Below are 12,892 nucleotides of genomic sequence, written 5' to 3' on the forward strand. Positions count from 1 at the left end.
GCGCCTTCGGGTGCGGCCCGCTTCGCGTTGCGCGGGGGCCGGGTGTCGGGGATCGATGCGAGGATCGACCCATGCCTGCACACGATTCGGTCGACCGCGCCCTCGCCTACGCAGACCGCTGGCTTGCCTATCGCCGGTGGCGGCTCCGGATCCCCGGCGTGCAGGCCGCCGTGCGGGTCGGCGGCGAGCTGCTGCTCGACACCGCGCACGGGGTGGCGGATGCGTCCACGGGCGAGCCGCTGACGACCGGGCACCGCTTCCGCATCGCCTCGCACTCGAAGTCGCTCGCCGCGCTCGCCGCCCTGCGGCTCGTCGACGACGGCCGCCTGCGGCTCGACGACGCGGCAGCGGTGCACGCGCCATCGCTGCGCGGCACCGACGCGGGCGCGCTGCTCGTGCGTGAGCTGCTCTCGCACGGCGGCGGCGCGGTGCGCGATGGGGATGACGTCTCGTTCTGGCATCTGCTCGCCGACTTCCCGGACCCGGAGCGCCTGCGCGCGATCGCGACCTCCGGGGTGGAGCGCGTGCCCGCATCCACCGAGTTCAAGTACTCCAACATCGGATTCGGGCTGCTCGGCCTCGTCATCGAGGGGGTGACGGACACGGGCTACGCCGCGGCGCTCGATCGCCTCGTGCTGCAGCCGCTCGGGCTCGCGGGGATGCGTGCCGATCTGGTCGACGGCGACCCCGGATCACTCGTGACGGGTCACTCCGGACTGCACTCGAGTGCGGAGCGCGCGGTGCTCGACAGCCCGAACGCGGGCGCGCTGGCCGCCGCGACCGGCGCGATCGCCACCGCCGGCGAGCTGACGGATGCGCTGCGCGCCGTCACCGAGGCAGACGACCGGCTGCTGAGCGCCGGCGCTCGGCGCCGCATGCGGCAGCGGCAGTGGACGACGACGGGGCGCGACGGCGGCACGGCGGGCTACGGGCTCGGCCTGATGCTGGGCTCAGTCGACGAGCGCGAATGGGTCGGCCACGGCGGCGCGTGGACCGGGCAGGCGACGCGCACGCTCGTCGACGCCGAGCGCGACATCGTCGTCAGCGTGCTGACGAACGCGATCGATGCGCCCGCAGAGGAGCTCGCCGTCGGCGTCGCCCGCATCCTGGGCGCCGCGCAGCGCCCGCAGCCCGACCCGATCACTGCAGGGCTCGAGCGCTCGCGCTCGTTCGAGGGCACCTTCTCGAGCTTCTGGGCACGGGTCGACGTGGTCGAGATCGGCGGCCGACTGCTCGGCATCGCTCCGACCGCCGCAGACCCCTTGCAGGCGGTCGACGTGCTGGAGCCGATCGGCGACGACCGCGTGCGCATCACGGCCGCGACGGGCATGGGTGCCGGCCATGAGATCGCGACTGCGGAGCGGGATGCCGCGGGGCGCGTCGTGCGGTGGCGCGGCGCGTGGCACCTCGACCGCGTGGAGCAGCCCGCGGGCTAACCCGACGAGAGCCGGTCGGTCGCGGGGCGGAGATCGACGTTCCTGCGCTTGCGCGCGCTGCGCCAGATCGACCACCCGAGCAGGGCGAGCAGCGCGAGCGCCAGCAGCACCAGCACGGGGGCGACGATCGCGAGCAGGGACATCCCCACTGCTCCGACATCCTCGATGGTCGAGACGACGGGGGCCGCGGCGCCCGCGGTGGCGAGGTTGGCTGCGGGCCGCAGGGCGGTCTTGCCGACGTGCACGGTGAGTGCGATGACCGCGCCGACGACGATCGGCACCCACTGGTTGGAGGCGAAGAACTCGGCCGGGTCGGTGACGGCGACCGTCGACGCGGTGGAGGACGAGCCGAAGACGAGGCCGCCCGCGGTCGGGCGCACGATGGTCTGGATCACGTCGTTGACGCTGTCGACAGCCGGGATCTTGTCAGCGACGAGCTCGACGATCAGCAGCACGGCGAGGATGCCCAGCACCCACCAGTTCGAGATCCACGCCCAGCCCTCCGGCAGGGCGAGGGCATCGGGGAAGAAGCGGTTCGCCACACCCACCACGAGCAGCGGGATGTAGGCGTTCATGCCCGCAGCCGCGGCAAGACCCGAGCCCGTCAGGAACTCCAGCATGTGACTCCTCCTCGTACGGCGGTGTGCGCCGCTTCGGCGATGGTAGCCCCGGCCGCCGGGAAGCACATGCGAGCGGTGCGCGCGCGGTACCTTCAACCTATGATCGCGGCTGCCACGAACGGTCGCACCGCTGCGGTGCGCCCTGATCGCACGCGCGAGCGCGCGACGGCGGTCAACCAGCTGCTGCTGGCGGCCGCGTGCCTCGCTGCCTGCGGTCTGGTCGTGGTGCTCGACGACCTGCACGATGGCGAGACGCTCTTCTTCGGGGTGCTCGCGATCTTCGCGCTCACCGTCGTCGCCCTGGTCGTGCCGTGGAACCGCATCCAGCCCCGGTGGGTCAGCCTGGTGCCCATCGGCGATCTGGTCGCCATCTTCTTCCTGGAGATGGGCCAGCCGGACGCACAGCTGTGGCTGCTGTGGATGGTGCCGGCGACCTGGCTCGCGACTGTCGGCGGGTGGCGCGGGCTGCTGATCGGCGCGGGCTCCGCGAGCGTGCTGTTCTGGACATCCAACCTGCTGCACGACGGCTTCTCGAGCGCAGTGCACATCGTGCTCGGGCCGCTGGCCGTCTCGATGGCGTCGATCGTCGCGTACGTCGCGGCCCGCCGATCAGCCGCGCAGCGCGCGCTGCTGGATGAGCAGGCGGAGTATCTCGACCACGCCGTCGAGCGTGCGCGCCGGCAGGAGGATGCCGTGAGCGAGCTGCTCGACGCGGTCGACTTCGGGGTGGTGCGGATCGGTGCAGACGGCTCGATCTCGATCGAGAACGACGCGCACGCGCGGCTGAGCGCCGTCGGCGCCGAGGGCCAGCTGTTCGACGCCGACGGCGAGTCGCCCATCGAACCGGCGATGGTGCCGCTCGCGCGGGCGCGGCGCGGGGAGACGTTCGAGGGCACGCTGCACTGGCAGGGGCCGCCTGGCGAGGGCCGGCGGGCGCTGCAGTCGACGGCGCGACGGCTGATCGATGTCGACGGCACCGACATCGGCGCCATCCTGGTGACGCGAGATGTCACGGCGGAGCGGATGGCGGTCTCGATGCGCGACGAGCTGGTCGCCTCGGTCTCGCACGAGCTGCGCACGCCGCTCACGAGCGTGCTCGGCCACCTCGACCTCGCGCTCGAGGATCCGGAGGTGGGGGATGCCGCACGCCGCAGCCTCGAGATCGCGGAGCGCAACGCGTCGCGGCTGCTGGTGATCATCGGCGACGTGCTCGCCGCCACAGCAGACGGACCCGGCCGATTCGATGTGCGCCCCGTGGAGGAGGATCTCGCGCGCGTCGTGCTCGCCTCGGTGGAGTCGCTGGAGCCGAAGGCCGAGGCGCGGGGGATCCGCATCGACGTCTCGGGCGTCGAGAGCGCCGTCGCCGAGATCGATCCCATGCGCATCCGCCAGGTGGTTGACAACCTGGTCGGCAATGCCGTCAGCTACCACGCCGGCGACGGCCTGATCGAGGTGGGCGTCACCGCAGACGACAAGCACGCCTGGCTCGTGGTGCGCGACGATGGCCCCGGCATCGCGGCCGACGTGCTGCCGCGGCTGTTCGAGCGGCGCTTCCGCGGCTCGGCGGCGCAGAGCAGCAGGCCGCACGGCAACGGTCTCGGCCTCGCCATCAGCCGCGACCTCGTGCGCGCGCATGGCGGCGAGATCACCGTGCAGAGCGAGCCCGACGCCGGCGCGACCTTCGTCGTGCGACTGCCGCTGCGCCGAGCTGGAGCGAACGCATGATCCTCGATCCCGACACGGTCAAGCTCATCACCGCGCTCGTCGTGCATGTCGCCGGCGGCGTGTTCGTGCTCGAGACCATGCTGCGCAAGGACGACCGCGCAGGTCGCGTCTGGGCGCTCGGCTTCATCTCGGGCATGATCGCCACCGAGGCATACCTGCTCGACGCGGTGACGGATGCCGGTTGGTGGCCCATCGCGGTCGGCAACGCCGCCTGGGTGGCGACGCTCGGGCTGCTCTGGATCGGCTGTCGCGTGTTCAACGGCAGGCAGGCTCGCGGTAGTGCCGTCCTGGTGGCGGCCGCTGCCGTGCTGGCATGCGCCGCCGTGCTGCTCGAAGGGCCAGAGGTCGGCCGATGGTCGGGCGCGTGGGTCATGTTCGCGGCGAACGCCGCGTTCGCGGGGCTCGGCACGATCGAGTCGCTGCGGGGCACGATGAGCCGAACGCGCACGGCCCTCGGCCTGGGCGGCGTGCTCGCGCTCGCGTGCGTGTTCCAGCTCATCCGACTGGTGAGCGCCCTGACCCTCGGCACGGACCACGAGCTCTTCCGCGAGTGGGTCAGCAGCGGCGTCGCCGGCGTCGCCACGATCTGCCTCGTGATCATCGCGGTCGTCACCGCATCCGTGCTGCGCGCGGAGCAGGTGCGCCTGCGGGGCACCGAGGACTCCTCACTGATGGCGATCGCACCCGATGGCGTCCTGCTCGTGCCGTCGTTCGTGCGCGTCCTCGGCGGCCGACTCATGCGCGCCAACCGCCGCGCAGAGCTCTTCGCCGTGCTCGTGATCAGCATCGGCTCGCTCACCCGCATCGCGACCGCCTTCGGCGCCGACGAGGCGGAGCACGTGCGCCAGGCGGCGCGTGCGGCGGCCCGCAGGCTGTCGCCGACGACCGCGGCGCTCGGCACCGACGACCACGGCACGCTCATGCTCGCCTTCCAGCCCACATCGCCAGCGGACGCCAGGCAGCTCGCCACGCGCATGCATCGGGCGATGCTCGATCAGCTCGCGACCGCAGGAGTGCCGGTGGTGCCGCCCATCGGCATGGGCGTCAGCCTCACGAGCATCAGCGGCTACGACCGCGACGCGCTGCTCGACGCTGCGCGTGCTGCCGCGAACCGCGCCATCGCGAGCGATGACGTCACCGTGGTGGTGGCAGGCGAGGACGACGAGACGGAGGGCCCCGCCGTCGGCGGTCAGGACGTGCGGCGGTAGCCCACGCCTCGCACGGTCTCGATCCAGCGGGGATCGGAGGGCGACTCGCCGAGCTTGCGCCGCAGGTTCGCGACGTGCACCTCGATCGCGCGGGCGTCGTGCTCGCTCAGGTAATGATCGGGTTCGCCGCGCTCGCCGCGCAGCATGCCGGCGAGCTGCATCTTGCTCACGACGCGGCGGCCGGAGCTCAGCAGCATCCGCAGGATGTCGAACTCGCTGCGCGTCAGCTCGACCTCCGCGCCGTCGAGCTCGACGACCCTGGCGCCGGGCTCGAGGCGCAGCCCGCGGTGCTCGAGCAGCGCGGGCTCGGCGTCGCCCTCGCCCCACGGGGCACCGGTGAGGTCGACCGAACCGGTCTCCGACGCGACGTGCGAGACAGCGTCGGTCGCGCCGAATGCCTGTGGGGCCGAGGGATGCGGAGGAGAGGGATGCGTCGATGCGAGCACCCGCGGCCTGCGCATCATCGCCTCGATGCGGGCGCGCAGCTCGCGCGGCCGGAAGGGCTTGACGATGTAGTCGTCCGCGCCCGTCTGCAGCCCCACGAGCGTGTCGATCTCGTCGCCGCGCGCCGTGATCATCACGATGTATGCGGTGCTGATCGCGCGCACCTGGCGAGCGGTCTCGAAGCCGTCGATGCCGGGCATGTTCACATCGATCGTGACGACGATCGGGTCGTGCTCGCGCACGAGCTCGACACCTGTCGCGCCGTCGGCCGCGGCGTGCACGACGAATCCGCCCTGGGTCAGCACCTGGGCAAGCAGCTCACGGATGTCTTCGCCATCCTCGATGACGACTGCGACGTCCTCGCTCATCGGGTCTCCTTGCATCTGCACCGCGCGGCGGGTGCACTGTGGCCGATGCTACTCGTCGTCGCTGACAGCGCCGTCGCCGGACCTGCAGGGCCCGCGACGTGCCAGACTCGAGCCATGCCTCTCGTCGCGCTCACCGGCGGCATCGCCTCCGGGAAGTCCACGATCGCCCGCGGGCTCGCGGCGCACGGCGCGGTGATCGTCGATGCCGACGCCCTCGTGCGCGAGCTGCAGCAGCCCGGCATGCCCGTGCTCGCCGCGATCGCCGCCGAGTTCGGTGAGCACCTGCTGCTGCCAGACGGCTCGCTCGATCGCGGGGCGCTCGGCGCGGTGATCTTCCACGATCCCGGCGCTCGTCACCGTCTGAACGCGATCGTGCACCCGGCCGTCGCGGAGGAGTCCGGTCGACGGTTCCGTGCCGCGTTCGCCGTCGATCCCGCGGCGGTCGTCGTGTACGACGTGCCGCTGCTGGTCGAGGCGCGGCCCGACGACCCCTGGGACCTCGTGGTCGTCGCCCACGCGCCTGCGGACATCCGCGTGGCGCGTCTCATGGAGCTGCGCGGCATGGACGAGGCGGATGCGCGGGCGCGCGTCACGTCGCAGGCGAGCGACGAGCGTCGGCTCGCGATCGCCGACGTCGTGATCGACACCGCTGGCGAGCTGTCGGCGACGATCGAGCAGGTCGATGCCCTCTGGGAGCGACTGGCCGAGCAGCGTGTGGGTGGCCGCTCCTAGGCTGGGGGCATGGAACCGACCCGTGCTGTGCGGCCCTTCGAGGTCATCAGCGAGTACACCCCCTCCGGTGATCAGCCGAAGGCCATCCGCGAGCTCACCGATGCCGTGAACCGCGGCGAGACCGATGTCGTGCTGCTGGGTGCCACCGGCACGGGCAAGAGCGCGACGACCGCGTGGCTGGTCGAGCAGGTGCAGCGTCCGACGCTCGTGCTCGCGCACAACAAGACGCTCGCCGCGCAGCTGGCCAACGAGTTCCGCGAGCTGTTCCCGAACAACGCCGTCGAGTACTTCGTCTCCTACTACGACTACTACCAGCCTGAGGCCTATGTGCCGCAGACGGACACCTTCATCGAGAAGGACTCCTCGCTCAACGCCGAGGTCGAGCGGCTGCGGCACTCCGCCACCAACTCGCTGCTGTCGCGCCGCGACGTCATCGTGGTCTCGACGGTGTCCTGCATCTACGGCCTCGGCACGCCCGAGGAGTACCTCGAGGCGATGGTCGCGCTGCAGATCGGGATGCGCATCGACAGGCAGGCGCTGCTGCGCCGCTTCGTCTCGATGCAGTACCAGCGCAACGACGTCGCCTTCACCCGCGGCACCTTCCGGGTGCGCGGCGACACGATCGAGATCATCCCGATGTACGAGGAGCATGCGATCCGCATCGAGCTCTTCGGCGACGAGATCGAGGCGATCTCCTCGCTGCATCCGCTCACCGGCGAGGTGATCGAGACGCACCAGTCGGTCTCGATCTTCCCCGGCAGCCACTACGTGGCCGGATCCGACCGCATGCACAAGGCGATGGAGCGCATCCGCGACGAGCTCGACGGGCGCCTGAAGGAGCTCGAGCGAGAGAGCAAGCTGCTCGAGGCGCAGCGCCTGCGCATGCGCACCACCTTCGACCTCGAGATGATGGAGCAGATCGGCTTCTGCTCGGGCATCGAGAACTACTCGCGGCACATCGATGGCCGAGCCCCTGGCGAGGCGCCGCACTGCCTGCTCGACTACTTTCCCGACGACTTCCTCGTCGTGATCGACGAGTCGCACGTGACCGTGCCGCAGGTGGGCGCGATGTATGAGGGCGACGCGAGCCGCAAGCGCACGCTCGTCGAGCACGGCTTCCGACTCCCGAGCGCGCTCGACAACCGGCCGCTGAAGTTCGGCGAGTTCCTCGAGCGGTCGCCTCAGAAGGTCTATCTCTCGGCGACGCCGGGCAAGTACGAGATGGGCCTGGCAGACACGGTCGTCGAGCAGATCATCCGGCCGACGGGTCTCGTCGACCCGCAGCTGGTCGTGAAGCCCACGAAGGGCCAGATCGACGATCTGCTCGAGGAGATCCGCGTGCGCGCCGAGCGCAACGAGCGTGTGCTCGTGACGACGCTCACGAAGAAGATGGCGGAGGAGCTCACCGAGTACTTCACGGAGGCAGGCGTGCGCGTGCGCTACCTGCACTCCGATGTCGACACGCTGCGCAGGGTCGAGCTGCTGACGCAGCTGCGGCAGGGCGTCTACGACGTGCTCGTCGGCATCAACCTGCTGCGCGAGGGCCTCGACCTGCCGGAGGTCTCCCTGGTGTCGATCCTCGACGCCGACAAGGAGGGCTTCCTGCGCTCGGCGACCTCGCTCATCCAGACCATCGGCCGTGCCGCCCGCAATGTCTCTGGCGAGGTGCACATGTATGCCGACAGGATCACCGACTCGATGCGGCTCGCGATCGACGAGACCGATCGTCGCCGCGCGGTGCAGGTCGCCTACAACACGGAGCACGGCATCGATCCGACGCCGCTGCGGCGCCGCATCGCCGACATCACCGAGGTGCTGGCGCGAGAGCAGGCCGACACCGATGAGCTGCTCGAGGGCACGAGGCGTGGGGCACCGACGCCGAGGCTGGCGCGCGACCGCTCCGACCTCGACGGGCCCGGGCAGCTCGAGTCGATCATCGCCGACCTGACGGCGCAGATGACGGAGGCGGCCGGCGAGCTGAAGTTCGAGCTCGCGGCGCGCATCCGCGACGAGCTGCACGACCTGAAGCGCGATCTGCGCCAGATGCGCGCGGCGAGCTGAGAGCGGCGGCCCGTTCCGAGCCGCAGAGGGGATCCCTGATGACCGACGCACCGCTGCGGGCCGGTGCCTCTGCGCCGACATGGACGGGCGCGCACTCGATCGGCCCGGTCTTCGCCGTCCAGGCGGTGGCAGCATGAGCGTCATCGACCTGAACTCCGATCTGGGCGAGAACGTGCCCGACCGCATGGTGAGCGATGACGCAGCGATGCTGCGCATCGTCACGAGCGCCAACGTGTCGTGCGGCTTCCATGCCGGCAGTCCGGAGGGCATCGCGGCGACGCTGCGTGCGGCGGTAGAGCAGGGCGTCGCCATCGGTGCCCACCCCGGCTACCGCGACTACGAGGGCTTCGGCCGAGTGGCGCGCGATGTCGACTCGGCGACACTCCAGGCGCACGTCGAATACCAGCTCGGCGCGCTCCAGGCGCTGGCCGGCGCTGCGGGCGGCCGTGCGGTGTACGTGAAGCCGCACGGCGCCCTCTACAACACCATCGCGCGGCATGAGCGCCAGGCGAAGGACGTGGTCGCGGCGATCCGCGCCGTCGACCCCTCCCTCGTGTTGCTGGGACTCGCGGGCGCCGTCGTGCTCGACATCGCCGAGCGGGCGGGGCTCGCGACCGCCGCGGAGGCCTTCGCCGATCGCGCCTACACCTCCGAGGGGCTGCTGGTCTCCCGCAACGAGCGGGGTTCCGTGCTGCATGACCCGATGCTCGTCGCCTCCCGCATGGTGCGGCTCGCGCGGGAGGGAGTCGTCGAGGCCATCGACGGCACCGACGTCGCGGTGCGCGCCGAGTCGATCTGCGTGCACGGTGACAGCGCCGGTGCGATCGCGATGGCCCGGGCCACGCGCGAGGCCCTCGAGGCCGCTGGGGTGACCATCGCGCCGTTCGCGGGGCCGCGCCCGTGACGGCCCGGTCATCCGTCACTTGGCTCGGCCGTGCGCGCGTCGCGCGGGCGGGCTGCCGCGCCGCAGGCGCCGCATGACGCGCGTGCGCACCGCGGCCGACACCGCGCTGCTGCTGGAGGCGGCCGATCTCGACGAGTCGATGCGGCTGCTGCCCGCGCTCGCCGCGGCAGCGCTGCCTGGCGTCACCGAGCTCGTGCCCGCCGCTCGCACGATCCTCGTGCGCTTCGATCCCACCTTGATCGCCGCCGACGAGCTGAGCGAGCGCCTGCTCGCCATCGACCCTGCGGCCACCCGTGCGCAGAGCACCGACGCTGTCACGATCCCCGTCCGCTACGACGGCGAGGACCTCGCCGAGGTCGCATCGCTGCTCGGCGTGACCCCCGACGAGCTCGTCAGCAGGCACCGGGCGTCCACCTGGACGGTCGCCTTCACGGGCTTCGCGCCCGGCTTCGGCTACCTGGTCGGCGACGACCCGCTGTTCGACGTGCCGCGCCGACCCTCCCCGCGCACCCGCATCCCCGTCGGCTCCGTCGCCCTCGCCGGGCGCTTCTCGGGCATCTACCCGAAGCAGAGCCCCGGCGGCTGGCAGCTCATCGGCCGCACGGATGCCGCCATGTGGGACCTCGACCGCGAGCCCCCTGCGCTGCTGAGCCCGGGCACGACGGTGCGATTCGAGCGCGTCGACCGCGAGCTGCACGTGCTCGGCGCCGGAGCGCGTGCCGAGGTCGACGCACCGCACACCCTGGAGGTCGTGCGCCCGGGGCTGCAGCTGCTGCTGCAGGATCTGGGCAGGCCCGGCATGGCCGCCATGGGCGTCGCCGCCTCCGGCACCGCCGACCGCGCCGCCCTCACAGAGGCGAATCGCGCCGTCGGCAACGCGCCCGGCGAGGCGGGCCTCGAGCTCGCCGGCGGGGGAGCGGTGCTGCGCTTCCAGGGGGCCGCGGTGATCGCCCTCACGGGGGCGCTGGCGGATGCAACGGTGCGGGCCGATGCTGACGGGCATGCAGCCGCAGCGATCCACCCCGTCGAGCCCGGCCGCGCCATCGCCATCGAAGACGGCGACGAGCTGCGCATCGGCGCGGTGCGGGACGGCCTGCGCGTGCTCGTCGCGATCCGCGGCGGCGTCGCGCTCGAGCCGGTGCTGGGCAGCCTCGCCACCGACACGCTCGCCCACCTCGGCCCCGCGCAGCTGAGCGCCGGCGATGTGCTGCCGCTGCGCGGCCCCGCGCACGGCGCGACCGCCGTCGAGCGCACCCGCGCCCCGCGCATCCCCCTGCCGAAGACGGGTGAGACCGTCGAGCTCGCGATCGTGCTCGGCCCGCGCGAGGACTGGTTCACCGCCGCAGCCCTGCGCACGCTCCTCGCGCAGGAGTGGGAGGTCACCTCTCGCTCCGATCGCGTCGGCGTGCGCCTGCGCGGCGAGGCCCCGCTCGAGCGCGCGCGCGACGGCGAGCTCGAGAGCGAGGGCGCCGTCACGGGCGCCATCCAGGTGCCGCCGGACGGCCAGCCGGTGCTCTTCCTGCCCGACCATCCGCTCACGGGCGGCTACCCGATCATCGGGGCGGTCATCGACCGCGACCTCGACCGCGCAGGCCAGCTCCCACCCGGCTCGCGCATCCGCTTCCGCATCGCCGAGCCCACCGCCGGCTCGCACACCGACTGACAGGAGGGGTCGTGCAGAAGATCCTCATCGCCAACCGCGGAGAGATCGCCGTCCGCGTCGCACGCGCTTGCGCAGAGGCCGGCTACCGCTCGGTGGCCGTCTACGCCGACCAGGATGTCGACGCCATGCACGTGCGCCACGCCGACGAGGCCGTGGCGCTGGGCGGCTCGACGGCCGCCGACAGCTACCTGAGCATCGAGGCGCTGCTCGCTGCTGCGCGCACCTCCGGCGCGGATGCGGTGCACCCCGGCTACGGCTTCCTCTCCGAGAGCGCCGCCTTCGCGCGCGCCGTCGAGGCGGCAGGCATGACCTGGATCGGCCCGGCTCCCGAGACCATCGAGGCGCTCGGCGACAAGGTGACTGCGCGCGCGATCGCCCTCGAGACCGGCGCACCGCTCGCGCCCGGCACCGATCGGCCGCTCGCCGATGCCGACGAGGCCGTCGCCTTCGCCCGCGAGCACGGACTGCCCGTGGTCGTGAAGGCGGCCTTCGGCGGCGGCGGCCGCGGGCTCAAGGTGGCCCACACGATCGAGGAGGTGGCGGATGCGTTCGGCTCTGCCACGCGCGAGGCCATCGCGGCGTTCGGGCGGGGGGAGTGCTTCATCGAGCGCTACCTCGAGCATCCGCGCCACGTCGAGGCGCAGGTGCTGGGCGATGGCAGGGGTCGGGTGGTCGTCGTCGGCGATCGCGACTGCTCGCTGCAGCGCCGCAGCCAGAAGCTCGTCGAGGAGGCGCCGGCCCCGGGGCTCACCGATGAGCAGCGCGCCCGCATCCACGCGGCAGCACGCGACATCTGCGCGGCGGTCGACTACCGCGGCGCAGGCACCGTCGAGTTCCTGCTCGGGGTCGACGGCACCATCTCGTTCCTGGAGGTCAACACCCGGCTGCAGGTCGAACATCCGGTCACCGAGGCCGTCACGGGCGTCGACCTCGTGCGGGAGCAGTTCCGCATCGCCGAGGGCCTCGGCCCGTCGTTCGACGAGACGCCCACGCCGGTCGGCCACGCGATCGAGCTGCGGCTGAACGCCGAGGATCCCGGTCGCGGCTTCCTGCCGAGCCCCGGTCGGGTCGAGACGCTGCGCGTGCCTGCCGGTCCAGGCATCCGCTGGGATGCGGGGGTCGAGGCCGGCGACTCCGTGGAGGCCGCGTTCGACTCGTTGGCGGCAAAGCTCATCGTGCACGCGCCCGATCGCGACGCCGCGCTCGTGCGCATGCGCAGGGCGCTGCGCGAGCTCGAGCTCACCGGCATCGCGACCGTCGCGCCCTTCGCCGTGGCGCTGCTGGACGAGCCCGACTTCTCGACCGCCGGCTTCGCGGTCTCGACGCAGTGGATCGAGTCGACGCTCATGCCGCGGCTCTCGCCGCAGGGCAGGCCCGCCCCCTCCCTCGCCACCGGTCTGAGGCGCCTGGCCGTCGAGGTCGATGGCCGCCGCGTGGTGCTGGGGCTGCCGGATGCGCTGCTCGCCGCCGCCGCTGGCGCGGCGCCGCGGTCGGGTGCGGCTGCGCTGATGCGCGACGAGGGCGAGCTCGGCGCGCCCGTGCCCGGCACGCTCGTGCGCTGGAGCGTCGACGACGGCGCAGCGGTCGAGCCCGGCCAAGAGGTGGCCGTGCTCGATGCGATGAAGATGGAGACGACGGTGCTCGCCCACCGGGCAGGCATCCTCACCCGCCTGGTCGAGCAGGGCGGCGGCGTCTCCGTCGACCAGCCGATCGCCCGCATCGTGGAGTGAG

The 12,892-nt window shown here is 72.3% G+C and carries 10 protein-coding genes; 8 read left to right on the forward strand and 2 right to left on the reverse strand.

The features are described from left to right. Positions 1 to 71: 71 nt before the first annotated feature. Positions 72 to 1,436, forward strand: coding sequence for a serine hydrolase domain-containing protein (locus MKD51_RS09265; protein ID WP_240240018.1), 1,365 nt, complete (start codon positions 72 to 74; stop codon positions 1,434 to 1,436). On the opposite strand, the gene MKD51_RS09270 is transcribed toward MKD51_RS09265, so the two are convergent. Beyond that, positions 1,433 to 2,056, reverse strand: coding sequence for a DUF4126 domain-containing protein (locus MKD51_RS09270; protein WP_240240019.1), 624 nt, complete (start codon positions 2,054 to 2,056; stop codon positions 1,433 to 1,435). The two genes, MKD51_RS09265 and MKD51_RS09270, sit on opposite strands and share 4 nt — an antisense overlap. Positions 2,057 to 2,155: 99 nt before the next feature. Here MKD51_RS09270 and MKD51_RS09275 point away from each other — a divergent pair, with 99 nt between their 5' ends. Beyond that, positions 2,156 to 3,781: a PAS domain-containing sensor histidine kinase gene (locus MKD51_RS09275; RefSeq protein WP_240240020.1), complete on the forward strand. Its 1,626-nt coding sequence runs from the start codon at positions 2,156 to 2,158 to the stop codon at positions 3,779 to 3,781. Further along, positions 3,778 to 4,989 (forward strand): hypothetical protein, encoded by a 1,212-nt coding sequence (locus MKD51_RS09280; protein ID WP_240240021.1) that lies wholly within the window; start codon positions 3,778 to 3,780, stop codon positions 4,987 to 4,989. Before MKD51_RS09275 ends, MKD51_RS09280 begins: the two co-directional genes overlap by 4 nt. Here MKD51_RS09280 and MKD51_RS09285 read toward each other — a convergent pair. Further along, positions 4,971 to 5,801: a response regulator transcription factor gene (locus tag MKD51_RS09285; RefSeq protein ID WP_240240022.1), complete on the reverse strand. Its 831-nt coding sequence runs from the start codon at positions 5,799 to 5,801 to the stop codon at positions 4,971 to 4,973. The two genes, MKD51_RS09280 and MKD51_RS09285, sit on opposite strands and share 19 nt — an antisense overlap. Positions 5,802 to 5,915: 114 nt before the next feature. On the opposite strand from MKD51_RS09285, the gene coaE reads away from it, so the two are divergent. From coaE to MKD51_RS09310, 5 genes are all read left to right on the forward strand, one after another. Continuing rightward, on the forward strand, positions 5,916 to 6,533 hold the full coding sequence (gene coaE / locus MKD51_RS09290) for a dephospho-CoA kinase (RefSeq protein ID WP_240240023.1): 618 nt from the start codon (positions 5,916 to 5,918) through the stop codon (positions 6,531 to 6,533). Between the two features lie 9 nt (positions 6,534 to 6,542). Next, positions 6,543 to 8,594, forward strand: coding sequence for an excinuclease ABC subunit UvrB (gene uvrB / locus MKD51_RS09295; protein ID WP_240240024.1), 2,052 nt, complete (start codon positions 6,543 to 6,545; stop codon positions 8,592 to 8,594). A gap of 133 nt (positions 8,595 to 8,727) precedes the next feature. After that, positions 8,728 to 9,498 carry a 5-oxoprolinase subunit PxpA gene (locus MKD51_RS09300; RefSeq protein WP_240240025.1) on the forward strand — a complete coding sequence of 257 codons (771 nt, stop codon included), beginning with the start codon at positions 8,728 to 8,730 and terminating at the stop codon, positions 9,496 to 9,498. A 73-nt stretch (positions 9,499 to 9,571) separates the two neighbouring features. Next, entirely contained in the window at positions 9,572 to 11,161 is a 1,590-nt protein-coding gene (locus MKD51_RS09305; RefSeq protein ID WP_240240026.1) for an urea amidolyase family protein, read from the forward strand. A gap of 11 nt (positions 11,162 to 11,172) precedes the next feature. Continuing rightward, complete coding sequence (locus MKD51_RS09310; protein ID WP_240240027.1) at positions 11,173 to 12,891, forward strand: biotin carboxylase N-terminal domain-containing protein; 1,719 nt, start codon at positions 11,173 to 11,175, stop codon at positions 12,889 to 12,891. The last annotated feature ends 1 nt before the right edge of the window (position 12,892 follow it).

The sequence above is a fragment of the Agrococcus sp. ARC_14 genome (assembly GCF_022436485.1).
Lineage (GTDB): Bacteria > Actinomycetota > Actinomycetes > Actinomycetales > Microbacteriaceae > Agrococcus.